Source organism: Photorhabdus sp. RM322S, from assembly GCF_042879395.1.
Taxonomy (GTDB): domain Bacteria; phylum Pseudomonadota; class Gammaproteobacteria; order Enterobacterales; family Enterobacteriaceae; genus Photorhabdus; species Photorhabdus khanii.
Genome location: NZ_JBHFKW010000011.1, coordinates 89378 through 115761 on the forward strand (window position 1 = coordinate 89378; position 26384 = coordinate 115761).

The window sequence follows — 26384 nt, forward strand, 5'->3', positions numbered from 1 at the left end:
TTTTCAGCAAGTGTTAATCAAAAATTCTGCTAATTTCGTGAAGAACCCATTACCAACGCTGCTTTAGCAGGTTTGGTTGGATACCCGCAATCAGGTGAGTGTTCCCATAGTCTTGGGTCACAATTCCAGCTTCGAATTCATCACGGAAATATTTGATGGCACTCTGTAAGGGTTCCACAGCCCCGGGTGCATGAGCACAAAATGTATTACCCGGCCCAAGGAAGCGACAGAGCTGTTCCAGCGTTTCGATATCCCCTGGCTGCCCTTCTCCACGTTCTATTGCACGCAGAATTTTCACGCTCCACGGCAGTCCGTCACGACATGGGGTACACCAGCCGCAGGATTCACGGGAAAAGAATTCTTCAAGATTACGGGTCAGAGAAACCATGTTAATTTCGTGGTCAACAGCCATTGCCAACGCAGTACCCAAACGGCTGCCCGCTTTAGCGATATTTTCAAAATCCATTGGCAGATCCAGATGTTCAGCGGTCAGGAAGTCTGTTCCTGCGCCACCCGGTTGCCACGCTTTGAATTTCAGGCCGTCACGCATGCCACCAGCATAATCTTCAAGAATTTCACGGGCAGTCACCCCGAATGGCAATTCCCACAACCCCGGATTTTTCACCCGACCGGAGAATCCCATCAATTTAGTACCGGCATCTTTACTCTTGCCCGCACTCAGGCCGATATACCACTCTTTACCGAATTCAAGAATTGAGGGAACGTTGCATAAGGTTTCAACGTTATTGACACAAGTCGGCTTGCCCCATGCGCCGGAAGTGGCTGGAAATGGCGGTTTTGAGCGAGGGTTAGCCCGGCGGCCTTCCAGGGAATTAATCAGCGCGGTCTCTTCACCACAGATATAACGCCCTGCGCCAGTATGAACAAACAGCTCAAAATCAAAGCCGCTGCCCATAATATTTTTACCCAACAAACCTGCCACCTTAGCTTCTTCAATGGCTTTACGCAGATGCACCGCCGCTTCCACATATTCACCACGCAAGAAGATATAGCCACGATAAGCTTTCAGGGCAAACGCGCTGATCAGCATCCCTTCCACCAGCAGGTGGGGAAGTTGCTCCATTAACAGGCGATCTTTGTAAGTACCCGGCTCCATTTCATCTGCGTTACACAGCAGATAACGGATATTCATGCTTTCATCTTTTGGCATCAGACTCCATTTCAGACCGGTGGAGAAACCGGCACCTCCACGACCTTTCAGCCCGGCGTCTTTTACCAAAGAAACCACTTCTGCCGGAGCCATGCCTTTCAGTGCTTTTTCAGCACCGCGATAACCACTTTTGCTGCGGTACTCATCCAGCCATACCGGCTGTTTGTCATCACGCAAGCGCCAGGTAAGAGGATGGGTTTCCTCAGTACGGATAATTTCTTTTATTCCTGAATGTGCTGTCATGGATACTGCTCCAGTAACTTCTCAATCTCTTCAGGTTTGACAGAACTGTGAGTATCGTCATCGATCATCATGGTCGGGCCTTTATCACAGTTACCCAAGCAACAGGTTGGCAGTAGCGTAAAACGCCCGTCTTGCGTCGTCTGGCCCGGACAGATCTTCAAATGCCTTTCAATAGCGGCCTGGACATCCTGATAACCGGTAATGTGGCAAACCACGCTGTCACAGTAACGGATAATATGGCGGCCCACTGGCTGGCGGTAGATCTGGCTGTAGAATGTTGCCACACCTTCCACATCACTGGCGGGAATACCAAGCACATCAGCAATCGCGTAAATGGCACCATCCGGCACCCAACCACGATGCTTCTGCACAATTTTCAATGCTTCGATAGAAGCGGCGCGCGGATCTTCGTAGTGGTGTTTTTCATGCTCAATCGCATCGTGCTCTTCGGTACTCAGTACAAAACCTGCTTTTGCCTGAGACTCTGTCACGTTAACCACATCAAGGCGCGCCTGTTGAGCATTCGCGTTAATTTCACTTTGCATAGTTAGCGATCCACATCAGACATAACAAAATCAATACTGCCCAGATACACGATCAGGTCAGAAACCAAGCTACCGCGGATCACCGAAGGAATTTGCTGCAAATGAGGAAAACTCGGTGTACGAACACGGGTGCGATAACTCATGGTACTGCCGTCACTGGTCAGATAGTAACTGTTGATACCCTTGGTTGCTTCAATCATCTGGAAAGACTCATTTGCTGGCATTACCGGCCCCCATGACACTTGCAGGAAGTGGTTAATCATGGTTTCAATATGCTGCAAAGTGCGTTCTTTCGGTGGTGGCGTCGTCAGTGGGTGATCGGCCTTGAATGGGCCTTCCGGCATATTTTTCAGACACTGTTTCAGGATCCGCATACTTTGGCGGACTTCTTCAACTTTCAGCATCACACGGTCATAACAGTCGCCGTTATTACCAATCGGCACGTCGAATTCAAAATTTTCATAACCAGAGTATGGGCGCCATTTACGTACATCAAATGCAACACCCGTTGCCCGCAAACCGGCCCCGGTCGTGCCCCAGTCAAGAGCTTGTTTGGAATTATAGGCAGCAACGCCAATAGAACGGCCTTTCAAGATGCTGTTTTTCAGCGCCGCTTTCACATAGGAATCAAGGCGTTTCGGCATCCAGTTCAGGAAATCATTCAGCAATTTATCCCAACCACGCGGCAGATCATGCGCCACACCGCCAATACGGAACCATGCCGGGTGCATACGGAAACCGGTAATCGCTTCCACCAGATCATAAATTTTCTGGCGGTCGGTAAAGGCGAAGAACACCGGTGTCATCCCACCGACGTCCTGAATAAAGGTCGAGATATACAACAGGTGGCTATTAATCCGGAACAATTCCGACAACATGACACGAATGGTTTTCACCCGATCAGGCACCTCAATACCCGCCAGCTTTTCCACCGCCAGCACATAAGGCATTTCGTTGACGCAACCACCGAGGTACTCAATACGGTCTGTATAGGGAATATAGCTGTGCCAGGACTGGCGCTCACCCATTTTTTCCGCACCGCGATGGTGATAGCCAACATCCGGTACACAATCGACAATCTCTTCGCCATCCAGTTGAAGAATGATACGGAATGCACCATGAGAAGAAGGATGGTTAGGACCAAGGTTAAGGAACATGAAGTCCTCGTTATCGGTACCCCGTTTCATTCCCCACTCTTCCGGCTTGAAAGTCAACGCTTCCATTTCCAGATCTTCTTTCTGCCGGGTTAGCTCGAAAGGATCGAATTCTGTCGCACGGGCCGGATAGTCCTTACGCAGCGGATGCCCTTCCCAAGTCGGCGGCAACATAATGCGGCGCAGGTTCGGATGGCCGTTAAAGACAATCCCGAACATCTCCCATGTTTCGCGCTCATACCAGTTGGCATTTGGGAACAGAGGAGTTGCCGTCGGGAGATGCAAATCTTTCTCACTAAGCGCAACCTTCAACATAATGTCGCGGTTACGCTCAATAGAAAGCAAATGATAAAACACAGAAAAATCCGCGTCAGGCAGCCCCTGGCGGTGAGTACGCTGGCGTTCATCCATGCCATGCAAATCAAATAGCATGACATAAGGCTTAGGCAGTTTTTTCAGAAAAGTGATTACTTCCAGTAATTGTTCACGCTTCACCCAGACTACTGGTATACCGGTGCGGGTTGGCTGAACAGTAAAGGCATCCGGGCCAAAATGGTTACGCAGCTCACTCACAACCGGATCATCAAGATGGTCATGAGTTTGCCACGCAGGCCGGGCGCTTTCTTGCGCTATCTGATCTATCATCATTCTTCACCACAACGCTTTGATCAGTGTTTGTTTTGATCAGGTATTGTTATCGCAACACATTGCTCTGGTTACGCTGTACGGCTAAAAGCCCTAAACTTCGTCTGGTGTACGCAGATTTTTCACTGCGATACGTTCCCCGTGCTTACGTTCTCTTTCTGACTGCATATTGGCACGGTAAACCCCTTGATCGCCCACGACCCAAGACAACGGACGACGCTCTTTGCCGATCGACTCCTGCAACAACATCAGAGCCTGCATATAGGCTTCAGGGCGGGGAGGACAACCAGGGATATAAATATCAACGGGGATAAACTTATCAACCCCCTGAACCACAGAGTAGATATCGTACATACCACCAGAGTTGGCGCAGGCTCCCATTGAGATAACCCATTTCGGCTCAAGCATCTGGTCATAAAGGCGCTGAATAACCGGAGCCATTTTGGTAAAACAGGTTCCAGCGACCACCATAAAATCCGCCTGACGGGGTGACGCACGCAAAACTTCAGCACCAAAACGGGCGACGTCATGAACGGCAGTAAATGATGTCGCCATTTCCACATAACAGCAGGAAAGACCGAAGTTATAAGGCCACAGGGAGTTTTTACGTCCCCAGTTCACCAAATCATGCAGAGCGTGTTCCAGTTTGCCCATATAAACACTACGGTGGACGTGTTGCTCCAGTGGGTCAACGACAATTTCCTGTTTTTGCAGGGGATAACGGTCATTCTCACCGTTCGGATCTATGCGGGTGAGCGTATAATCCATCTTTATGCCTCGCTATTACTGCGGATGACTATTGTTAATGTTAATCACAACGCTTGGTTTACTCACCTGGCGACTTGATCGGGATGGCGTCCAATTCAGCGCACCAATACGCACCAGGTAAAACAAGCCTGCCAATAACACCAAAATGAAAATACTTGCTTCGATAAAGCCTAACCAGCCACTCTCTTTGATAGAAACTGACCATGCATATAGAAACAGGGCTTCGACATCGAAGATGACAAAGAACATGGCAACCAGATAGAACTTGGCCGACATACGGAGACGAGCACTGCCGACAGAATCAATACCTGATTCATAAGGGATATGTTTTGCCCGGGCTTTAGCTCTCCCGCCCAGAAAAAACGCCCCTAACAGCATCAAAGCACACAGACCGAAAGCACCTAAAAGAAATACCGCGAATGCCCAGTGATGGGCAAAGAGTTCAGTGGATGTTGACATACTCATTGCTTACTCATCAAAAGTGGTGTCAAAAATGTCTGCTCTTTTGTCTGGCAGTGTTGCACCACATCGATTCAAGGGAAGGGGTAACAACCAAATCTGAAACACTGCTAATCAATGATTGATGGAGTGAATCTTCTTGGTTTTTACTCCTCTCAACAATATTTTGTCTGTTATGACAAAATTAATCTAACATTTATTTACAAACAACAAACTTAATCTTAACAGATCGTGCTACCGCACGGCTAAAACGTGTCAGTCACTTGACAGGCAAACAGCGTCGGAATCTAGTTTAACCGATAACTCGCTTTTACTACATCATTATCTCAGGAAAAACCGGCCTTTCCACTGTTTCATAGGGGGTATTTCTTTGATCAAGTACACAGTTTGGCAGAAAAAAATGTTAACGCTGATGATAATTCATTCAAATCTGAGGAAATTATATTTTTCATCCGTGAGATAAGAAAAAAACCACGGTTAACTACAGAAACGCTTATTTTATCAATTCTGCAAATTATTACTTTGTTAACAATATAACAATTTGTTAACCAAATCAGGAAGGGGTTAGGAAAAAAGCCACCGTATATTCAATGATCATGATAACGGCAAAATAAGGTGAGTTTAGTTGATGATTACTTATAAATATATCTGGAAAGCTAATACCTCCTTTCATCCATAATGGAGGTATTAGCAAAAGATTAAGTGCTTTAGATATTACTCTTTAATAATGTCGCCATCATCAGAAAGCGGTTCTTCAGAAACACCCGATATAGTGTATAGGGTTTTCTTATTCTCTATCGCACTAAAAACAGTCAGAACAGATTCATTCTGTTCATTACTATGTCTATATAGAGAAAACTGAGTTTCAGGCAAACGAGGAAGCCCTTCACTCTCGCCTAAAATACGCAGATCAGCATTTTGCATTTCCAAAGGACGGGCAGTAATACCGACTTCGGCATTCACTGCCGTGCGAACAGCCGACAGAGAAGCAGCCTCATAAGCAATACGCCACGATATCCCGACCTCATCCAGCGTATCCAGCGCCAATTGGCGGAATGGATTCGTTTCATCCATCACAACCAGCGGCACAGGCTCGTTCGTCTGTAGCTGAAAATCAGGGGCGCAATGCCATAATACCGGTGTCGAACGCAGAACAGTCCTTGGATGATGACTGATCTTTGCCGTTGTTAGCGCTAAATCGATCTCATGGCTATCCAGCATACTTTCAATAAATTGGGTTCGCTTTATACGAACATCTATTGCCATCCGCGGATAAACCGAAGCGATGCGATTTAACAAAAAAGGGAGCAGTGTATCCACAGTATCATCGGATGCACCGATTCTTAACTCACCTTCTGCATCGCTATAGGTTAATGATGCACTGGCATCATCATTAGCGCGCAGGATCTGTCTTGCATAGCCAAGAAGTTGAAGACCATGCTCTGTAAGAAGCTTATTACGGCCGTGGCGGGCAAACAACTCTCTACCCACCAACTGCTCCAAACGTTGCATTTGCTGACTTACAGCCGATTGCGTTCTGCAGACTGCTGCTGCTGCTGCCGCGAACGTATTTAAATCAGCAACAGCAACAAAAGTTCTTAGCAGATCGAGATCGAGATTCATTATCGGACGATTTGCATTTATCATTGTTTATTCATCACTTTTTTTTGATTTTAATTACTACTAGCCTGGTGTTTTTACGTAAGCACTATCAAATTAAATAACATCGGTTAGACAGTACTCTACTCTATTAAATAGGGCAAAGATTTACTGCTGTTTTTTTACCTATTGAACCCATAGTGGGTTTTATTTTCTCCTCTCTGTCTTAGCAAAAGTTACTCGGATTCCTAAATAAACTAAGGACAATCCCTATTTACAACACCCTATATGTGATTTCCAGTTTGGTTATTTTGTTTTCTGACTCACGTCAAAGAATAACATAAGTTATATCAGAAAAACTAAATATAAAGTAAAAATCTACAATATTACTAATGTTTGATAATTCTATTCAGATAAATTTACAACTAGTTTCCAGAAATGATCAAAATATTGTTCGATCTTTCTAAAATATATAGTTCTAAATTGCCAATTCAAGACAAATCTTATACATAAGAATAAATTATACAAACACAATCATTTTTATTGGCAAATTGAGCCGTGCTCATTTCCCCCCCATAACCACGTAACCACGCCGCTGTGACGTTAAAAATGCTTCATATCCACACTAAAAAACAAGAACAATTCAGATTATAAATTCAACATTACAATAAATTTAAGAATTTAACACTGACATAATTTGCATAAAAAGATACTAAAATAACAACACCCCTACTAAAACAACCATTTTAACCAAATATATCAATGCATCTTCAAAACACCTGGAGGGAAGAGTACATTAAATGTCAGACGCTATATGCCAGGTACCCCTTTTTACCAAGATTAAGGTAAGACTCTATGCTAGCAGTTAAAAAATCCAGCAAATTGGATAATGTTTGTTACGACATCCGCGGACCCGTACTCAAGGAAGCTAAACGCCTTGAAGAAGAAGGTAACAAAGTCCTCAAATTAAATATCGGTAATCCAGCCCCTTTTGGTTTTGAAGCACCCGATGAAATCCTGGTTGATGTTATCCGCAACTTACCAACAGCACAGGGTTATTCCGATTCAAAAGGTCTATATTCTGCACGTAAAGCGATCATGCAACATTATCAAGCCCGGAATATGCTGGATGTGAGTGTTGAAGATATTTATATCGGCAATGGTGTTTCTGAATTAATCGTTCAGGCAATGCAGGCATTACTGAATACCGGTGATGAAATGCTGGTTCCCGCCCCTGATTATCCTCTCTGGACAGCAGCGGTTTCACTCTCCAGCGGAAAAGCCGTACATTATATGTGTGACGAAGGGGCAGATTGGTTTCCTGACTTAGATGATATCCGTAACAAAATTACCCCTCGCACGCGCGGGATTGTGATTATTAACCCCAATAATCCAACGGGTGCTGTATATAGTAAGGCGCTGTTACTGGAAATTGTTGAAATAGCCCGTCAGCATAATTTGATTATTTTTGCTGATGAGATTTACGACAAAATCTTATATGACGATGCCGAGCATCATTCAATTGCCGCACTTGCCCCTGACTTGTTAACGGTAACATTTAACGGATTATCTAAAACATATCGGGTAGCTGGTTTTCGTCAGGGCTGGATGGTATTAAACGGTCCGAAAAAGCACGCCAAGAGCTATATTGAAGGTTTAGAGATGCTGGCATCAATGCGTTTATGTGCAAATGTGCCAATGCAACACGCTATTCAAACCGCATTAGGCGGTTACCAGAGTATCAGTGAATTCATTTTACCGGGTGGTCGTTTGTATGAACAACGCAACCAAGCATGGGAATTAATTAATCAAATCCCTGGCGTTTCCTGTGTGAAACCTAAGGGAGCTTTATATATGTTCCCGAAAATTGATGCGAAGCGTTTTAACGTTCATGATGACCAGAAGATGGTACTTGACCTCTTATTACAAGAGAAGGTCCTGCTCGTGCAGGGAACGGCATTTAACTGGCCGCAACCCGATCATTTCCGCATCGTAACACTGCCAAGGATTGATGAACTGGAGATGGCCATTCAGAAATTCGCCCGATTTATTGGCAAATATCATCAGTAAAAATAAGAACCATTCGATAAGCGGATATTACTGATAACAGACATTATTCATACCATGAGTTCTCTCGGTGTAGAAGAAAACCGACTTTCTTCTGCACCGATTACACCGATAAATTAACCTGACCGATTTGTCTTCACTGGTGAACACGTCACCTGTCAGCCAGAAATCTCTGGTAACCATTTCTATTACTTTCTTTATTGATATCAAATGACGACATTTTACAAAATTAAGGTCAGTCAATTTTCATTTTTTACCGGTAACACAGACTCGTTTTTTTTATTTTCACTGGGAATTTTATGGCGATTATATAAGGCATTGACAGGATATAAAAGAATTAAACATCGCATTTATTAAACTTGATAAAGGAGATCGCTTGAAGGAATAATGAACTATTGTAAATTATATGAAATTTTTGTATACGTTTTGTATATAAAATGGAGTGGAAAAATAAATTTCTTTAAAAAAAAGAAACCCATTATGATTATAACACTGCCAGTTAATAGTAAATGTAAATTAAGAGAATGAATATGAGCCACTTTTTTGCCCACCTTTCCCGTCTGAAACTGATTAATCGTTGGCCTCTTATGCGCAATGTACGCACAGAAAATGTTTCTGAACACAGCCTGCAAGTGGCCTTTGTCGCACACGCTTTAGCGATTATTAAAAACCGCAAATTCAGTGGCAATGTGAATGCTGAACACATTGCGCTGCTGGCGATGTATCACGATGCCAGCGAAGTTATCACCGGGGATTTGCCCACCCCTATCAAATATCACAACCCGCATATTGCACGGGAATATAAAAAGATAGAAAAAATCGCGCAGAAAAAATTACTGGAAATGCTGCCGGCAGAGTTGCAAGAAGATTTCCGTCCGATATTGGATGACAGCCAGCATACAGAAGAAGAAATTTCTATTGTTAAACAGGCTGATGCCCTGTGCGCTTATCTCAAATGTCTGGAAGAGCTATCAGCAGGTAACAGTGAATTCAATCTGGCGAAAGCCCGGCTTGAAAAAACCCTGGCTGCCCGCCACAGCCAAGAGATGGATTACTTTATGACAGTTTTTGTGCCGGGGTTCAGCCTGTCACTGGACGAGATTAGCCTCGACATCCCAGATTAGAATGGAAACAACCAAGGGATAATCAGCACACTAATCACCATCACTAAAATGGTAAACGGCACGCCCAAACGGACAAAATCAGAGAACTTATAACCACCTGGACCAAGAACCAGCGTATTCACCGGTGATGAAACCGGGGTCATAAATGCGGCAGAAGCGGCCACACCAATAATCATGGCGAATGGCATAGGCGATACTGCCATTTCACGCGCCGCAGCAATGGCTATCGGCGCCATTAATACCGCCGTTGCCGTGTTGGAAATAAACAAACCGATCATGGCACACAGTACGAACAGACATAACAGCATTACCCTCGGCCCCATATCACCCGCAATATCCATCAGGCCGCGGACAATCAAATCAATCCCGCCGGTTTTCTGTAATGCCAGTGCAAACGGCATCATCCCGACAATCAGGATAATACTGGGCCAATGAATAGAACGGTAAGCGCTTTCCATATCAATACAGCGGAATTTCCCCATCAACAGACAAGCTATCAACGCAGCAATCACATTGGGGACTTCATCGGTAAGCATCATGGCAACCATCAGCGCCAGACTAAAAAGTGCATGTGGAGCCTGAGATGTTGCCGGCGCGACTTCCTCAATCTCAACGGGCAAATTGAGAACAATAAAATCGCGCATTTTAGTTTGCAGAACACGGATCAGTTTCCAGTCACCAATAACCAGTAAAATATCCCCAAGTTGCAGTGGTTCATCTACCAATTTACCCAACAACGGTTCACCATCACGCCGAATGCCGACAACATTTAAACCGTAGCAGGTACGAAAACCTATTTCCCGCAGGGATTTACCCAATAAATCTGACTCTGGGATCAAAGAGACTTCGGCCATACCCACATTACGGGATTGTTCGGAGAAATATTCCCCGCGCAACACCATCGGCTCCAACAATTGTTCGCTGCAAAATTCACGCAGATCCACCTCACTGCCTGACATATCAATCAGCAAGACATCCCGCTCTCTCAATTCCGTATTGCCGACCGCGCTGACCATAACACGCCGGAAACGCCGCCAGCGCTCAATACCAACGACATTAGCCCCATAGCGGGCACGCAAATTCGATTCATCAAGAGAGAGGCCAATCAGTGGGGAACCTGACCGGATTGCCAGGCGACGGGCACGACCTGATAATTTATAGTCGCGGATAAGGTCACGGAAAGTGCGGCGGTTCCATTTATCATCACCACTATCAGACTGGTTTCTTGCCAGCCAGTGACGCGCGACCAGCATATAGCCAATGCCAGCAAACAGAATCAAAACACCAATAGGGGTAATGGAGAAGAATTTGAAACCGGGCAGCCCTTCCCTTATCAACTCACTATTAACGACCATATTAGGCGGTGTCGCGACCAACGTCATCATTCCACTAATAAGCCCGGCAAAACTCAGAGGCATCATCAACCGCCCCGGTGAAATTTTCATTCTGGCCGCAACACTCAGCACCACCGGAATGAAAATCGCCACCACCCCCGTGGAGCTCATAAAAGCACCAAGACCGGCAACTGTCATCATCAGTAACGCCAACATCTTGGTTTCACTGTTTCCGGCAACCCTTACCAGCCAGTCCCCCATTTGATAAGCGACACCGGTTCTCACCAGCCCTTCACCGATAACAAACAGAGCGGCTATCAACAAAACATTAGGATCACTGAAACCACTGGTTGCTTCACCCAGCGTCAAAGTTCCACTCATGACAAATGCGATAATCACCAATAACGCGACAATATCCATACGAAGTTTATTGGTAGTGAAAAGAACGATAGCTATCAATAACAGGGTCAGCACCCACAAGAGTTCGCTATTCAAAATGGCCTCTATCAACAAATAAAGAAGATATGGTGTCGAAAACGTGATTAGTAGACTATTTTATTGAGGGAAAATCTCCAGTTGCGATCAACAATGCGTTTGTTTTTTCAATTTTTTCCGGTTAAATATCATCAAGAAACGACCGATCGAGTTGCTTAAACGCCAGTTTCAGCAGTTCTGCGAGAGATTGATAAGTCGGCGTTTGTCGCACCGGCACCATTGCGATACCGGCTTCGGCAAATTTATCACGGATCTCATGAAACCATTTCAGCAACGTCGCGGGCAAAGGTGTTGATGCCCGTTTCCCCAACCACCATAATCCTTGCATCGGTAAACTACACGCAAACAGCGCAGTCGCAACAGCCGGGCCCAGTTGACCACCCAGTGCGATTTGCCACGTCAGCGTAAAAATAGCCAACGGTGGCATCAACCGGATACCAAAACGAGTTGCTTTAATAATCCGGTTTTCAGGAAACATTGGCGCAAGTTGTTTCTCAATCGGCCAAGTCTTCATATATTGCTGTCCCAATCGCATCTTTCTTATCCATCCGCTACTGGCAGGAGGCATTGTGCTCATCATGACCTCGATCAATTAAAAACATAATTTTTAAAAAAAGAATGTAAAAGATAAAATATTTTTTGTAGGATTAAGTATATTTTGTCTTTACTGCTGGCTATCGGTATCCTACACCCACGTTTATACTGTCCATAGCAGTAAAGCAGCATATTTTACCTTTTTTACTGCATTTAGGCTCATTTTGTTAACAAATCACCCTATGATTTAACACCAGGCGGGTAAAAAAGGTTCTTAAAAAAATGTAAACCTTATCATCATGCTCTTTACACCTGGCATGATGTTAATCATTTAACGTCATCACTGCTATGCGCTATGCTGATGAGTAATTGACGTTTTATTAATCACATGTCTTATCTGTAAGACACAATGACAAACAAGATATAGGTATTTCCATGTCAAGTAAGCTGGTACTGGTTCTCAATTGCGGTAGCTCTTCTCTGAAATTTGCTATCATCGATCCTACTAACGGTGAAGAATATCTTTCTGGTCTAGCTGAGTGTTTTAACCTGCCTGAAGCCCGTATTAAGTGGAAAATGGATGGCGCAAAACATGAAGCCGCTTTAGGTGCTGGTGCAGCCCACAGTGAAGCATTGAACTTTATTGTTAATACTATTCTGGCGGAAAAACCAGAACTTTCTGCTCAAATCGCCGCCATCGGTCACCGTATTGTTCACGGCGGTGAAAAATTCACCGCTTCTGTCACCATCAATGATGACGTTATTCAGGGCATTAAAGATGCAGTTCCATTCGCACCACTGCACAACCCTGCTCACCTGATTGGTATTGAAGAAGCGAAAAAAGGCTTCCCACATCTGGCGGACAAAAACGTTGCTGTTTTCGACACCGCTTTCCATCAAACCATGCCGGAAGAAGCTTACCTGTATGCCCTGCCATACAATCTGTATAAAGAGCATGGTATCCGTCGCTATGGCGCACACGGAACCAGCCACTTCTTCGTTTCCCGTGAAACGGCAAAAACGCTCAACAAACCGGTTGAAGAGCTGAATGTTATCGTCTGCCATCTGGGTAATGGCGGTTCTATCTCCGCTATCGTTAATGGTCAATGTGTTGACACGTCTATGGGATTAACACCATTGGAAGGTCTGGTCATGGGTACCCGCAGCGGTGATATCGATCCTGCTATCATTTTCCACCTGCATGACGCTTTGGGCATGAGCGTTGAACAAATCAACAAACTGCTGACCAAAGAATCTGGCCTGCTGGGTCTGACAGAAGTCACCAGCGATTGCCGTTATATCGAAGATAACTACGAAACCAAAGCCGATGCTAAACGTGCTATGGATGTCTACTGCCACCGTCTGGCTAAATACATTGGCTCGTACACTGCACTGATGGAAGGCCGTCTGGATGCCATTATCTTTACCGGTGGTATCGGTGAAAACTCCTCACTGGTGCGTAAACTGGTGCTGAAAAAACTGGCTCTGTTAGGTTTTGAATATGATCACGAACGCAACCTGGCTGCCCGTTTCGGTAAATCCGGTACTATCACGACTGACAACAGCCGTCCTGCTCTGGTGATCCCGACGAATGAAGAATTAGTCATCGCTCAAGACGCTGCACGCCTGACCGCGTAATACTTTGCACACCGCTAGCCACTGCTGGCGGTACTATTTTGACCAACGAGCAACCGTAAAGAGGTTTCCGTGTCCCGCACAATTATGTTGATCCCTACCAGCACCAGCGTCGGCCTGACCAGTGTGAGTTTGGGTGTTATCCGCTCAATGGAGCAGAAAGGCGTCAGCCTGAGTGTTTTCAAACCCATCGCCCAATCCCGTTGCTGTGGCGCACAAGATCAAACCACGGCAATCATCCGTTCTCATTCCAGCATTAAAACCGCTGAACCACTGGATATGGCCTATGTGGAATCTTTACTGACCACGAATCAGAAAGATGTCCTGATGGAAAAGATCGTGGCCCTTTACCACGAAAACACCAAAGACGCAGAAGTTATCCTGATTGAAGGTCTGGTTCCAACCCGTAAACATCCGTTCTCCCAATCGCTGAACTATGACATCGCCAAGACACTGAACGCTGAAATTGTGTTCGTACTGGCGCTGGGTAACGATTCCCAGGAGCAATTGAAAGAACGCGTTGAACTGGCTCGTGCTGAATTTGGCGGCAGCAAAAACCAGAATATTACCGGTGTTATTATTAACAAACTGAATGCGCCGGTTGATGATCAAGGCCGTACCCGTCCTGATCTGTCAGAGATCTTTGACGAATCCTCAAAAGCCATCGTCGCTAACATCGATCCAAACAAGCTGGCTAAAAATAGCCCATTGCCAATCCTTGGCTGCATTCCGTGGAATTTTGATCTGATTGCGACGCGTGCAATCGATATGGCAAAACACTTGAATGCCCGCATTATCAACGAGGGCGCAATTAAAACCCGCCGGGTGAAATCCGTGACCTTCTGTGCACGCAGCATTCCACATATGCTGGAGCACTTCCGTCCGGGATCCCTGCTGGTGACTTCTGCTGATCGTCCAGATGTTCTGGTTTCAGCTTGTCTGGCGGCTATGAATGGCGTTGAAATCGGTGCAATTCTGCTAACCGGCGGCTATGCCATTGATGAACCTATTAAGCAACTGTGTGAACGTGCTTTCGGCACTGGCCTGCCTGTCTTTATGGTTGATACCAACACCTGGCAGACTTCCCTGAGCCTGCAAAGTTTCAGCCTGGAAGTCCCGGCAGATGACCATGAACGTATCGAAAAACTGCAAAACTACGTCGCACAACACATCAACAAAGAGTGGATCGACTCGCTGACAGCGAACTCTGAACGCCCACACCGCCTGTCGCCACCGGCATTCCGTTATCAACTCACTGAGCTGGCACGCAAAGCAGGTAAGCGGATTGTTCTGCCTGAAGGTGATGAACCTCGTACCGTGAAAGCGGCGTCTATCTGTGCTGACCGGGGTATTGCGCGCTGTGTGCTGCTGGGCAATCCAGAAGAGATCCGCCGTGTTGCGGCTACTCAGGGAATAGAACTGGGTACCGGTATTGAAATTGTTGATCCGGTTGCTGTACGTGAGCGCTATGTCCCACGTCTGGTTGAACTGCGTAAAAACAAAGGCATGACCGAAGTCGTCGCACGCGAACAACTGGAAGACAACGTTGTTCTGGGTACATTGATGCTGGAACAGGGCGAAGTTGACGGCTTGGTTTCCGGCGCGGTACACACCACAGCCAACACGATCCGTCCACCATTGCAGTTAATCAAAACTGCACCGGGTAGCTCACTGGTATCATCCGTATTCTTTATGCTGCTGCCAGAACAAGTTCTGGTTTACGGTGACTGTGCAATCAACCCGGATCCGACAGCTGAACAACTGTCTGAAATCGCCATTCAATCGGCGGATTCGGCTAAAGCATTTGGTATCGAGCCTCGTGTTGCTATGATCTCCTACTCTACCGGTAACTCCGGTGCGGGCAGTGATGTTGAAAAAGTACGTGAAGCAACCCGTCTGGCACAAGCAAAACGTCCAGACCTGATCATTGATGGTCCATTGCAATATGACGCCGCTATCATGGCAGATGTGGCGAAATCCAAAGCACCAAACTCACCGGTTGCCGGTCAAGCTACCGTGTTCATCTTCCCTGATCTGAACACCGGTAACACCACTTATAAAGCGGTACAACGTTCCGCGGATCTGGTTTCTATCGGGCCAATGCTGCAAGGTATGCGTAAACCGGTTAACGACCTATCCCGTGGCGCTTTGGTAGACGATATTGTTTACACTGTTGCACTGACGGCGATTCAATCAGCACAGGGAGAAGCGTAACCGTTTCTTATCCATAGCAGATTAATGGCTGATAAAGGCTGAATCCTGTGTTTCACTGGGTTCAGCCTTTTTATTTTCCTTTTTATCCCCGGAAAGAGATAAGATTGAAAGATTGCGCCAAATTATGAAAGATGCGGATCTTCAATGAAGTAAACCAGAAACACTCAAATCAGGAGAAAAAATATGTTATATCCCGCTTTTATTGAAGTTGATACAGATGGCAGTACAAGCGGCTGGTTTCCTGATGTATCCGGCTGTTATTTTGCTGGCGATACACTTGAAGAAACCTGGCAAGATGCAAAAAGTGCTATTGAGGCACATTTTGAATTATTAGCGCAAAATGAATCAGAACTCCCCAAGGCCAGAACAATGCAAGAACAATGCAAGAACATCTCGCTGAAAATATTTGTGAATATGTTGGTGGTCGATGGTTCTTAATTGATGTCAATATGGATAAATTCGATGGCAGAGCCGAACGGATCAACATTACCTTGCCACATCGTTTATTACATCGTATTGATACCATTGTACATGACCATCCTGAATATAGCAGCAGAAGTGGTTTTCTGACTCAGGCAGCGTGTAATGAACTGCAAAAAACAATTTAATTGTGCCGCATATCTGCGGCACTTCACATTTATATTTATCTGAACAAATTTAAAATTAATAATAACATGAGTTGCAGAACAAATATTACAGCTATTTTTACGGATCTTTGGGTAATAATACATAAGAAATTTGAGCTTGTATTTCTCCGTTAGACAACCATTCATTAAATACCTTCCCTAGGCCACCCTCCTCTTTATCACCCTTATATTTATATTTGCACTTTGTTCCTGTTATGCCAAGCCCATACGATAACGTTCCATCTTCAATTTTACATTCACAGCCAGCTGAATTAAAATCACTATATAACCAACCGTTTTCTTTTGTACTAAACTCAATAACAACGCCCGGTGTTTTATTTTTCAGGTACTTTTGAGAATAGGTGTATTTTGGAGCAATTCCACAAAAATTTTTTTCTTTAGAACAAGGGACACTGATATATTTATTATCATTGAATGTTTTATATTCTGGTATGAACATCCCCCTATACCAGTATTTCGCAGTTTTTATTTCCCCATCAGTCTTAGCAGCTTCTTTATTTTCCAACCTAATTTTATTCTCTTTACCTACACTAATAACTGTGAGTGTGCAATCTCTATACATGGACATTACTTGAGTATCTGCCAACCCATTATTAGCTATTACTTTTTCTATTTCCGGATCTGTCTTACATGCCATGCTAAAGCTACTAACAGCCAATAAAAATGGGGAAATAATAATAGAAATTTTATTTAATCTCATATCCATATCCTTAATTTATTGATAATTTTTCAAATTAATATAATAAAAATAAAGTTCATTTTTTTAATTAACAAGTACATATAATCGTTAAAAAATACAGTGTTCTCACATAATGCTACTATAAATAAAAAATCAATAACAAAATAATCTTGCAATATAAATCATAATATTTAATTAGTTATCCTAAACAAAGATAGATTATTAAATAAAAAAAGACAAGTTTCAGAACAACCAAATCAAAAGATATTTTTCAATAAAAAAATAAAAAAACAATTTCAATAATATGTTTGACATATAACTCCATAGTAATTTAAATATTAAGTAGATAATAAAAAACATCTAACCATTAATTCCATAAAAATCTAAACAACATCACCAAACTATAATTAGTTCTAAAAATAAAACTCATAAAAAACCAAACAACCATTCATACCTATCGGAAAAGATTTCCAAATGAAAGTTTTATCTTACCATCTGATAATATCATTTTTGCAGATAATATTTATTTTTTATATTCTAAAAAAAACTGTAAATCCTATCATTTTATTTTACATGAAGACTAACAAGTTAACTTAAATTCACAACCAATAAAAAACACCGAAGTTATAAACATTCGGTGCTATATTTTTCAACAAAAATCATTTAAAAACAATAAACACATAATTACAGAACAAACATTAAGGTCTATTTTGCCAATAACACATAAGAAATTATAACATCTATTTTTGCTGGTTTTCCCAACCACTTATTAAATACATTCCCTATTCCAAGTTTCTTGTATTGGTCATCACAACTCGCTGATGTTCCTGTCACACCAAGCCCGTATGTGCCTCCTCCCTCAGCTTTAACTTGACACTTATGTTTAGTTGTAAATTCATTATATAACCATTTCGGTTCTATTGTACTAAACTCAATAACAACTCCAGGTTTTTTATTTGTCAGATAACCTTGCGAATAGGTATATTGGGGAGCAATTCCACAAAAACTTTCTCCTTTAACACAAGGAAGGCTTTTATACTTATTCTGGTGAAATGCTTTATATTCTTTTATTTCCATTCCTCTATACCAGTACATCGCATTTTTTGCTTCATCATCACGTTTTGCCGCTTTCTTATTGACTAATGTCACTTTATTGGGTGTATTTGCCAAGACTGAAAGTGTGCAATTTTTATACATAGACATCACTTTGGTATTTTCCAGTCCATTTTTAGTGATTATTTTCTCTATCTGCGGATCTGTTTTACATGCCGCCATACTAAAACTACTTATAGCAAGTAAAAAAGGGGAAATCAGGAAAACTTTTTTATTCAAAATCATACTTATCTCCTTGCGTTATTTAATTAAGAAGTTTAACGTTCAATGGAATAAAAATAAATTTCATTGTTGTTAATATACTTATTTTAAAACATATCATTACAGATGACATATAATAAATTAACCAATTACATCATTCTCTCTTGCTATGACCTGACTTAAATAAAGATATGTTATTAAATCATAAAAAACAAAAACAAATTCCAATATGATTAAAATAAAAAATATTTCATTTATATATCAAGACAACATAAAAATAATATATTAACAACATAAATTCAAAATAATTTCACAAATAGACAGAATGGAATAATTATCTAATTTTTTATTCTGCAATGGTCTAAAAACATATTGCAATGATAATAAAATCGAATAATCATTTAGATAAACTCTGAAAATCCCAAATATAATTAAAGAAAATACAGACATATCCCGATAACATTAAAAATATATTTTGGAACAATCTCTACATTTACTTTAAATTAAACCCGGCTTCACATAATAAGTACAACATAATGACTCTACGAGTAAACAGGTTCGTATTTATTCACATAAAATATGTAAAATACCTCTTTGCCCAATAGGGCAAAGAGGTAAAAGATATCACGGACGATAACCGATAAAGGCCACGCGCGACATCCTTCGTTCGATTGAGATTAACCGCGTGGTAGACAAGAAGTTTTGCATACGCTCGAACGCTTCTTCACCCTCCATTGCGGTGAATTGCTCCCTGCGCTTCTCGCGCCCGGCACGCCAACGCTCACTAAGCTCAACAACGCTTTGAGTGAGATCCACCTGCCTTTCGAGGCAAAGCCCCGCCTCGCTGATTAAACTCTCGTTCAATCCAATCGGGGTGTAAAGGAAATAACCCGGCATACCACGTAACACTATTTCGTCTTTACTGAGCATCCCTGTTACCAGAGTAGGATCGGTATACAAGAACCGCCCGCCCGGTTTCAGTAGCCGGCACCATTCGCGCAACAGGGCCAATCGATCCGGAATATGAATGACAGAATCGATGCACCATAACGCGTCAAAAGTGCCGTCAGGAAATGGCAGAGGCTGACGCACATCACTGTCAACGAAGTTGCTTTGGTCTTTCAGCCCGAAATCCGCCGCAAGTTGCCTGGCAGTAAGAAGGCCGTCAGGATGAATATCAACACCCGTCACCCTACAACCGTTGTTCCTCGCCAGGAACAGGGCCGGCCCCCCAGATCCACTGCATACATCCAGCACATGCGAGCGGTCGGATAATTGAAGCCATTGCGAGAACTGTCTAAACTCGTCAACAGGGGACCAGTTGTTCTGTCCCAAGTCTTCGCCATAGGTCTCTTTGCGTACCTCGGATACCGCTTCGGCAGAGAAACTACCGAAAGCCCGTTCGTAAAAGCCACTGCCAGTACTTGAAAGGGAAGTTTGCATAGTCATAGGTAGTACTCCTAACGAATAGAATTGAGTCGGAAGACAAGATGTTCGATTGCAGTATCCAGCACCGCATTGTCGAGATCCGGATCAAAACAGAACCGAACCGACGCATTGGCCTGAGCTAAGCTCAAGCCAATGCCTGTGAGCACGTGCGAAGGCTGTAGTTCCGCGGAGTTACAGGCTGAACCTGACGATATAGCCACCTGATGCAACCCAGAGATTAGCGCCTCCGAAGCGATACCTTCGAACTGAACATTCACGATGTATGGGGAACTGCAAGAGATATCGGTATTCAATACTGCATCCGGCACTCTTTGATGAAGACGAGTAATGAAATAGTCTCTCAATGCATTGACTTTTGCTTGACGTTGCATGAGGGTTGACTGAACCCTCTGGCACGCAAGGCCAAACCCTACAATTAACGGCGTTGGCAAGGTGCCGCTGCGCAAATGATTCTGACCACCACCATAGATGAAGGGCCGCAAATGCGCCGCGATACTTCTATCAACGAAAAGTGCCCCAATTCCTTTCGGCCCCCGTAGTTTGTGAGCGGAAAATGAAAGCATATCAATGCCAGTTTCCTTGACGTTCACGGGAATTTTGCCGACAGACTGGACGGCATCCACATGTAGCCAAGCGCCTGACCGACGCGTGGTCGCGGCGATCTCATCCACCAGCTGAACGGTACCTAGCTCAGAATTCACATGAGCAATGCTGACAATACGGGTGTCGGCAGTCAGTTTGGTCATGACATCTTCCGCTTGTACCCGACCATTAGCGGCAACCGGCAGGTACTCAACGGCAAGCCCCCGACGAGCCAACTCTTTACCCACAAGTAACACAGATTTATGGTCGATGGGACAAAGTAGCGCCCCCGCAGGAGCGCATTCGTTGTGAGCAAAACTCGAGAAAAAAGCCATGTTATTGGCTTCTGTAGCGCCTGATGTAAAAACAATCTCCTCTGGACGGGCACCGATGAGAGACGCAACTTGTTGGGCTGCGTTCTCAATCGCATGCCGGGCACGACGCCCCATCACATGAGCAGAAGAAGAATTACCAAATTCATGCTCCATGTAGAACCGCATGATGTCGGCAACCTCAGGAAAACATGGTGTCGTGGCACAATGATCCAGATAGATGATGCCATTCGGGTTTTCATTAACATTCATAATAACTCCCCATCAGGAAGTGAAGACGGCAACGTTAACAAGCTTCGAATAGATCTCCTGTGTCTGCATTTCTCCGCTTCCACCGGGATCCGCAACGATCACCTTCATACCCGAAAGCCCATACAGGGAGAGCGCAGTGCTTACCCCTGTTTTGACAGGTTGAAAGCATTCGCCGGGAGCAAAGATCACCAGAAGACGATGTTGCGCCTTGTAGACCTCAGAGATCATCTCAGTGATCTCTCCCGCACATCCGGTAACACCGCAAGTAATAAGAGGCTTATAGTTACCATTTTCGTCCACAAGGGAAATTTCGGTTCCGGCATCAGGGCCATTATCGAGAACGCGACGATTTAACAGCCCCGCTTTTACTAACTTATCGGCGCTTTTCTGGAACCGGTATTTCAGCCAGGTTTCCGGATAGACAAGAGGATGCTTTCGGCTGGCGAGCATGTTTTGCTCAGAGAATTGCCCGCTACGTTTCAAAACGGAGCTATACGAATCCGGCAGCGCGGAGAATTTCTCATAATAAACACTTCTTAGTTCGGATGCAGGTCCACTGGAGAGTGAAACATATTGCCAATCGTTAATGAGCAGCAGAAATTTAATCGCTTTGAATTGGTTATTAAGCTGCTCTGCGATTCGAACACCAAGTTCCCAGGTGTATCCAGGAAAGATTCCTACGCGCCGTTCAATTTTTTCTCGCATGGGCGAAGTATTTTCTTCAATGACCCCCGGTACGAGGCATCCTTGGGCTTCATCAAGGAAGAGCATGAAATGCCCTGCCATAATGACGAGATCCGAATGCGGCGTGTTAGTCACTTCGGTGAGAATAAGATCGAATAACTCTGCCTCGGATTGAACCAGACGGTGGCTGTGTGAGATGCTGATTTGTTGCATATGCTCTCGCTATTGTTGTTATTGTTAATCGAAAGTCCGTGCCATAGCGTTGAAAACAGTATGACCCCTCGAACGTCCCCGGTGGATCTCTGAATTTCACTCACTATGAGCACCTCCCTCAGAATAGTTATTCTGTGGGTAATTAATTATATATTTCAATATATTTAGTTAGCAATTAATTAATAATTTAATAAAATATTAATAATGCATATATATATTTATATATTGAATATATAGATTAAACAAAATGTTATTTATAATTAACTTGTAATTCACCATCGTAAATCATCAGTTATCGACCAGAAATAAATTATAGAGTTAACATTAACAAAATAGAACAATCACAATAATTAATTAAAATTTACTGACACATATAGGAACTTATTCATGAAATGGAATAAAGAGAGCATCCAGTACGATAAAAACTGAATATCTCTGCATTAGCGAAAGATTGAGCTGTCAATGGCGACCAAGAATTCTGTGTAACTGTACATCACCTGCTGCACAGGCATAGCACCGAAGTTATCAACATTCGGTGCTATATATTTAGAGAATATCGTTTAAAACCTATTTTGCTAATACCACATAAAAAATTATAACGTCTATTTTTGTTGGTTTTTCCAACCACTTATTAAATACATTTCCTATTCCAAGTTTCTTATATTCCACATCACAACTTGCCGATGTTCCTGTTTTACCAAGCCCGTATGTTCCTCCACCTTCAGCTTTAATTTGACACTTATTTTTAACTGTAAAATCATTATATAACCACCCCGGTTCTATCGTACTGAACTCAATAACAACTCCTGGGTTTTTATTTGTCAGATAACTTTTCGCATAGGTATATTCGGGGGCTATTCCACAGAAACTTTCTTCTGTGACGCAAGGAACTTTTGTATATTTATTATGATCAAATACTTTATATTCATTTATACCCATCCCTCTATACCAATACATTGCTTTTTCTGAATTACTATCAAGATTTAAAGCTTTTTTATTTATTAGCGTAATTTTATTCGGCGTGTTTACATCGACTGTAAGCGTGCAACTTTTATACATAGACATAACTTTGGTATCTTGCAGATTATTTTTGATTATGACTTTTTCTACTTCCGGATCTGTTTTACATGCCATACTAAAACTACTCATAATGAGTAAAAAAGGGGAAATAAGAAAAACTTTTTTATTAAAACTCATATTGTTATCCTTGTGTTATTAATAGTTTTTACACCCAATAAAAGATAAACTTCATTGTCATCATTAATAAATTAATGTTAGAATATACTATGGCGCTAAATAGCACATAATAATTTAAAACACTATTCCACTATAAAACTTATTATGCCATTAATATAAGATTATTTCGTTAGCCTCTCTCATTATCACCCACCTTTAAATAAAGATAGATGACACAATCAGAAAAAACAAATTCAAGAATGACCAAGTTAAAAAAAACTTATTGAAATATTAAAAAACAAGATAACAATAAGATAAAAAAAGAATAATTTCAATAATATGCAAAACCAACCATCGCAAATTATCATAATATTATACACACAATAGAATAATCATTATTTTTTTATTCCATAATAATCTAAATACTCGATCTACAGTTATTTTTATAAAAAAACCATTTTGATAATAAAGTCCAATAACTATTTATATCTTTTGTAAAATAGCTTTCAATAGAAAATGCAATCTTACTTTAAAATAACTGGTGACTCCTCGAACATTGTTCTTCCTGCGCCTCATTTTTCTTCTTCATGCGCCACAAAATACTTAACGCAATAAACCATAAAGGGGTGCCACAGAGCGCAACCAATGTATCCGGATCAAAAACCATAACGACGACAGTCAGAGCGAAAAAAACCAGCGTTATCCAGGTCATTGGCACCCCCAGAGGCATCTTAAATATTGAACACTTATGCAAATCAGGATGATGTTTACGATAAGCTAAATAAGCAATCAATATCATACACCAGCTATAAATAACCATAATAGAGGCAACGGTTGATACAATAATAAATAATCTCATGACATCCGGCATGATAAATAAAAGTGATGTGCCAATGATCATGCAGAAGCAGGAAAATATCAGGCTATGTACAGGAATCGCTGTATTACGGGAAAGAATTTTAAATTTCCGGTGCGCATTTCTTTCCGTTGATAAGCCATAAAGCATGCGCGTACAGGCGTATAACCCACTGTTAGCAGAGGACATTGCCGACGTTAATGCAACAAAGTTAACAATAGCGGCGGCGGCAGGCAAACCAGCCAGAGCAAATAAGGTCACAAAAGGACTGGTTTCAGATGAAATCCTTCCCCAGGAAGTCACCGCAATGATGCTTAGCATGGAGAAAATATAGAAAATAATGATTCTTATCGGAATATTCTTGATCGCTTTCGGCAATATCTTTTCCGGATCTTTTGTTTCCGCTGTCATGGTCCCCACCAGTTCAACACCCGTGAAAGAAAAAATCGCTATCTGGAAACCGGCAAAAAAACCAAAAATACCATTCGGCAGAAATACTGATGGATCAGTCAAATTATTAATAGATGCGGTCATACCATCCGGTGATTGCCAACCTATCATCACCATACCGATACCAACAATAATCAACGCTAAAATAGCAATCACCTTAATAATGGCGAACCAAAATTCAGCTTCGCCAAATAATCGCACAGAAAGAAGATTGCAAGTACAAAGTAAACCCAGCGTCAAAAACGCAGGTACCCAAAGAGAGACGCCAGGGAACCAATATTGAATATATCCGCCACAAACCACAACATCAGCAATACAGGATACAATCCAACTCATCCAGTAAGTCCAGCCGAGAAAAAAACTCGCTTTCGTCCCTAAATAATCAGATACGAAATCAGCAAAAGAGCGATAATTCAGTTTAGTGAGAAGTAATTCCCCCATCGCCCGCATCACCATATAGACAAAAAAACCCACAATGGCATAGGTAATAATGATCGATGTACCGGATATGGCAATGGTCTTTCCTGACCCCATAAATAAGCCTGTACCAATAGCACCGCCAATGGAAATTAACTGAATATGGCGTGCACTCAATCCCCGATGAAGCTCTTGCGAACCAGAGCATTTTTCTGCCGAAATGTTTTGTTGATTTTTATTATTTTGTATCATGATAATACCCGTCCGTCATTAAAGCGAAGAAACAGACCGCTGAATCTTTCTGAAGAAGAAGTTGTCACTGCTTCAGGAAGAAAATGGAGTTTATTTTATTTAATTATTTTTTTCATTTAAGGCAAGTAACAATCCCGCTCGTAATCCATTAGCAACCTCAGCATTAGGAAATAAAATAAATTTTGCCGGGAATTTAATTTTCCAATGGTGATCATGCTGGCTGGCGATTTCAAATCCCTCCGGCAATTCAGTGAAGTTCATGGTATCTGCGGGAATATGAAGCTGGAAACTTTCATCGCTCTTAATAATGGCATCCATTACCTGGTAATGTTTCAGCTCAGGTTTAACTCGTGCGGCTATTTGTGATAAAGAGATTAAACCATAAAGAGAATCCGTAATTTTTTGGAACCTTGTTAAATCATTTCTACCAAAAGGCATCGCCTTACCCATTTCCATCGTACAGCTATCCGCCCCAAACTTTTCATGCAGAAAATGGCTGAAAGTCCCTGCTTTTGAACGATGATAAACAAGCGCATCAATATCGCTGTCATTCAACCATTGCATAAATTCAGCAGAAAATGGACGGCTTTGAGCAGGTAACAATGCAAATTGTTCATGATGAGAAGCACGTATAGCGGTATGCAGATCAATATGCCAGCGCATATTTGCAGAGGACACTGAAGGTTCAGCAAAAAAGCAACTGACAATATTTTCAAGTTCAGCCGCGCGTGATCGCTCATTTCCCAGAGGAAAATCCAGATAACGGCCACCAAACATGCGATTCAAATCGTTATGCAGATAACGTCGATTCTCCCGCATAGCCGGCAAGTTACCAAAGATAATCAACAGGTTATTTTTTAACGGTAACGTGCCATCTGCCAACTGTGCCAGTAACTGAATCAGTATTTCAATGGGCGCGGTTTCATTACCGTGAATACCGGCAGAAATCACCAGTGACCGGTTTTTTCCTTCATGGGGAACATGGGGAATAAGTTGCAATACTCCTTCTGCCAGCCAACTCGCATTAATTGTTTCTGGAAACGTCAGGTGGCTGGCAAGTTTCTTTTCAAGCAATAAAGTTAACAGATCCATAT

At 42.8% G+C, this 26384-nt stretch carries 20 protein-coding genes and 1 pseudogene; 5 read left to right on the plus strand and 16 right to left on the minus strand.

Features of this window, described 5'->3' with window-relative positions; genetic code table 11:
• Positions 1–49: 49 nt before the first annotated feature.
• The 6 genes from nuoF to hexA all read right to left on the minus strand — a co-directional run bounded on the left by nuoF (position 50) and on the right by hexA (position 6632).
• Entirely contained in the window at positions 50–1414 is a 1365-nt protein-coding gene (gene nuoF / locus ACGF63_RS08920; RefSeq protein ID WP_036843385.1) for an NADH-quinone oxidoreductase subunit NuoF, read from the minus strand.
• Positions 1411–1959, minus strand: coding sequence for an NADH-quinone oxidoreductase subunit NuoE (gene nuoE / locus ACGF63_RS08925; protein WP_152961638.1), 549 nt, complete (start codon positions 1957–1959; stop codon positions 1411–1413). Before nuoE ends, nuoF begins: the two co-directional genes overlap by 4 nt.
• Before the next feature lie 2 nt (positions 1960–1961).
• The gene (gene nuoC, locus ACGF63_RS08930; RefSeq protein ID WP_203448896.1) at positions 1962–3761 is read right to left on the minus strand and encodes an NADH-quinone oxidoreductase subunit C/D; all 1800 of its coding nucleotides are present in this window, start codon (positions 3759–3761) and stop codon (positions 1962–1964) included.
• Between the two features lie 90 nt (positions 3762–3851).
• The gene (locus ACGF63_RS08935) at positions 3852–4526 is read right to left on the minus strand and encodes an NADH-quinone oxidoreductase subunit B family protein (RefSeq protein ID WP_036843380.1); all 675 of its coding nucleotides are present in this window, start codon (positions 4524–4526) and stop codon (positions 3852–3854) included.
• Between the two features lie 15 nt (positions 4527–4541).
• Positions 4542–4991 (minus strand): NADH-quinone oxidoreductase subunit A, encoded by a 450-nt coding sequence (locus ACGF63_RS08940; RefSeq protein WP_023045489.1) that lies wholly within the window; start codon positions 4989–4991, stop codon positions 4542–4544.
• Positions 4992–5699: 708 nt separating this feature from the next.
• Positions 5700–6632, minus strand: coding sequence for a transcriptional regulator HexA (gene hexA, locus ACGF63_RS08945; protein WP_036843378.1), 933 nt, complete (start codon positions 6630–6632; stop codon positions 5700–5702).
• 807 nt (positions 6633–7439) lie between these two features.
• Between hexA and ACGF63_RS08950 the strand changes: the two genes are divergently transcribed.
• Together ACGF63_RS08950 and yfbR are read left to right on the plus strand one after the other, a co-directional pair.
• Positions 7440–8654, plus strand: a complete 1215-nt coding sequence (locus ACGF63_RS08950; protein WP_152961637.1) for a pyridoxal phosphate-dependent aminotransferase — start codon at positions 7440–7442, stop codon at positions 8652–8654.
• 521 nt (positions 8655–9175) lie between these two features.
• The gene (gene yfbR, locus ACGF63_RS08955) at positions 9176–9775 is read left to right on the plus strand and encodes a 5'-deoxynucleotidase (protein ID WP_162524052.1); all 600 of its coding nucleotides are present in this window, start codon (positions 9176–9178) and stop codon (positions 9773–9775) included.
• On the opposite strand, the gene ACGF63_RS08960 is transcribed toward yfbR, so the two are convergent.
• Together ACGF63_RS08960 and yfbV are read right to left on the minus strand one after the other, a co-directional pair.
• Positions 9772–11604 (minus strand): SLC13 family permease, encoded by a 1833-nt coding sequence (locus ACGF63_RS08960; RefSeq protein ID WP_152961635.1) that lies wholly within the window; start codon positions 11602–11604, stop codon positions 9772–9774. The genes yfbR and ACGF63_RS08960 overlap by 4 nt on opposite strands.
• A 121-nt stretch (positions 11605–11725) precedes the next feature.
• Entirely contained in the window at positions 11726–12181 is a 456-nt protein-coding gene (gene yfbV, locus ACGF63_RS08965) for a terminus macrodomain insulation protein YfbV (RefSeq protein WP_152962240.1), read from the minus strand.
• Between the two features lie 392 nt (positions 12182–12573).
• Here yfbV and ackA point away from each other — a divergent pair, with 392 nt between their 5' ends.
• The 3 genes and pseudogenes from ackA to ACGF63_RS08980 all read left to right on the plus strand — a co-directional run bounded on the left by ackA (position 12574) and on the right by ACGF63_RS08980 (position 16595).
• On the plus strand, positions 12574–13776 hold the full coding sequence (gene ackA / locus ACGF63_RS08970) for an acetate kinase (protein WP_036843372.1): 1203 nt from the start codon (positions 12574–12576) through the stop codon (positions 13774–13776).
• Between the two features lie 84 nt (positions 13777–13860).
• The gene (gene pta / locus ACGF63_RS08975) at positions 13861–15987 is read left to right on the plus strand and encodes a phosphate acetyltransferase (protein ID WP_152962239.1); all 2127 of its coding nucleotides are present in this window, start codon (positions 13861–13863) and stop codon (positions 15985–15987) included.
• Positions 15988–16170: 183 nt separating this feature from the next.
• A pseudogene (locus ACGF63_RS08980) lies at positions 16171–16595 on the plus strand (type II toxin-antitoxin system HicB family antitoxin).
• A 97-nt stretch (positions 16596–16692) separates the two neighbouring features.
• Here the strand turns inward: ACGF63_RS08980 and ACGF63_RS08985 are convergent.
• From ACGF63_RS08985 to astE, 8 genes are all read right to left on the minus strand, one after another.
• Positions 16693–17334 (minus strand): hypothetical protein, encoded by a 642-nt coding sequence (locus ACGF63_RS08985; protein WP_387630232.1) that lies wholly within the window; start codon positions 17332–17334, stop codon positions 16693–16695.
• 684 nt (positions 17335–18018) lie between these two features.
• Positions 18019–18651, minus strand: coding sequence for a hypothetical protein (locus tag ACGF63_RS08990; protein WP_036843363.1), 633 nt, complete (start codon positions 18649–18651; stop codon positions 18019–18021).
• A 600-nt stretch (positions 18652–19251) separates the two neighbouring features.
• Complete coding sequence (locus ACGF63_RS08995; protein ID WP_036843361.1) at positions 19252–20076, minus strand: class I SAM-dependent methyltransferase; 825 nt, start codon at positions 20074–20076, stop codon at positions 19252–19254.
• Positions 20077–20087: 11 nt separating this feature from the next.
• Positions 20088–21242, minus strand: coding sequence for a cysteine desulfurase family protein (locus ACGF63_RS09000; RefSeq protein WP_387630237.1), 1155 nt, complete (start codon positions 21240–21242; stop codon positions 20088–20090).
• Positions 21243–21254: 12 nt separating this feature from the next.
• A complete protein-coding gene (locus tag ACGF63_RS09005) occupies positions 21255–22139 on the minus strand; it encodes an LPD16 domain-containing protein (RefSeq protein ID WP_036843357.1) in 885 nt (294 codons plus the stop codon).
• A 567-nt stretch (positions 22140–22706) separates the two neighbouring features.
• Positions 22707–23336: a hypothetical protein gene (locus ACGF63_RS09010; protein ID WP_387630241.1), complete on the minus strand. Its 630-nt coding sequence runs from the start codon at positions 23334–23336 to the stop codon at positions 22707–22709.
• Positions 23337–23844: 508 nt separating this feature from the next.
• The gene (locus ACGF63_RS09015) at positions 23845–25290 is read right to left on the minus strand and encodes an amino acid permease (protein ID WP_387630243.1); all 1446 of its coding nucleotides are present in this window, start codon (positions 25288–25290) and stop codon (positions 23845–23847) included.
• A gap of 99 nt (positions 25291–25389) precedes the next feature.
• On the minus strand, positions 25390–26382 hold the full coding sequence (gene astE / locus ACGF63_RS09020; RefSeq protein WP_036843351.1) for a succinylglutamate desuccinylase: 993 nt from the start codon (positions 26380–26382) through the stop codon (positions 25390–25392).
• Positions 26383–26384 lie beyond the last annotated feature (2 nt).

What these genes read in the sequence shown, in the direction of transcription:
- nuoC (WP_203448896.1), bottom strand. Translation starts at nt 3,761, where the DNA reads ATGATGATAGATCAGATAGCGCAAGAAAGCGCCCGGCCTGCGTGGCAA.
- yfbR (WP_162524052.1), top strand. Translation starts at nt 9,176, where the DNA reads ATGAATATGAGCCACTTTTTTGCCCACCTTTCCCGTCTGAAACTGATT.
- ACGF63_RS08935 (WP_036843380.1), bottom strand. Translation starts at nt 4,526, where the DNA reads ATGGATTATACGCTCACCCGCATAGATCCGAACGGTGAGAATGACCGT.
- ACGF63_RS08995 (WP_036843361.1), bottom strand. Translation starts at nt 20,076, where the DNA reads ATGACTATGCAAACTTCCCTTTCAAGTACTGGCAGTGGCTTTTACGAA.
- hexA (WP_036843378.1), bottom strand. Translation starts at nt 6,632, where the DNA reads ATGATAAATGCAAATCGTCCGATAATGAATCTCGATCTCGATCTGCTA.
- yfbV (WP_152962240.1), bottom strand. Translation starts at nt 12,181, where the DNA reads ATGAGCACAATGCCTCCTGCCAGTAGCGGATGGATAAGAAAGATGCGA.
- astE (WP_036843351.1), bottom strand. Translation starts at nt 26,382, where the DNA reads ATGGATCTGTTAACTTTATTGCTTGAAAAGAAACTTGCCAGCCACCTG.
- ACGF63_RS08940 (WP_023045489.1), bottom strand. Translation starts at nt 4,991, where the DNA reads ATGAGTATGTCAACATCCACTGAACTCTTTGCCCATCACTGGGCATTC.
- ACGF63_RS09000 (WP_387630237.1), bottom strand. Translation starts at nt 21,242, where the DNA reads ATGAATGTTAATGAAAACCCGAATGGCATCATCTATCTGGATCATTGT.
- ackA (WP_036843372.1), top strand. Translation starts at nt 12,574, where the DNA reads ATGTCAAGTAAGCTGGTACTGGTTCTCAATTGCGGTAGCTCTTCTCTG.
- ACGF63_RS08990 (WP_036843363.1), bottom strand. Translation starts at nt 18,651, where the DNA reads ATGATTTTGAATAAAAAAGTTTTCCTGATTTCCCCTTTTTTACTTGCT.
- nuoF (WP_036843385.1), bottom strand. Translation starts at nt 1,414, where the DNA reads ATGACAGCACATTCAGGAATAAAAGAAATTATCCGTACTGAGGAAACC.
- pta (WP_152962239.1), top strand. Translation starts at nt 13,861, where the DNA reads ATGTTGATCCCTACCAGCACCAGCGTCGGCCTGACCAGTGTGAGTTTG.
- ACGF63_RS09015 (WP_387630243.1), bottom strand. Translation starts at nt 25,290, where the DNA reads ATGATACAAAATAATAAAAATCAACAAAACATTTCGGCAGAAAAATGC.
- ACGF63_RS08950 (WP_152961637.1), top strand. Translation starts at nt 7,440, where the DNA reads ATGCTAGCAGTTAAAAAATCCAGCAAATTGGATAATGTTTGTTACGAC.
- ACGF63_RS09005 (WP_036843357.1), bottom strand. Translation starts at nt 22,139, where the DNA reads ATGCAACAAATCAGCATCTCACACAGCCACCGTCTGGTTCAATCCGAG.
- ACGF63_RS08985 (WP_387630232.1), bottom strand. Translation starts at nt 17,334, where the DNA reads ATGAGATTAAATAAAATTTCTATTATTATTTCCCCATTTTTATTGGCT.
- nuoE (WP_152961638.1), bottom strand. Translation starts at nt 1,959, where the DNA reads ATGCAAAGTGAAATTAACGCGAATGCTCAACAGGCGCGCCTTGATGTG.
- ACGF63_RS09010 (WP_387630241.1), bottom strand. Translation starts at nt 23,336, where the DNA reads ATGAGTTTTAATAAAAAAGTTTTTCTTATTTCCCCTTTTTTACTCATT.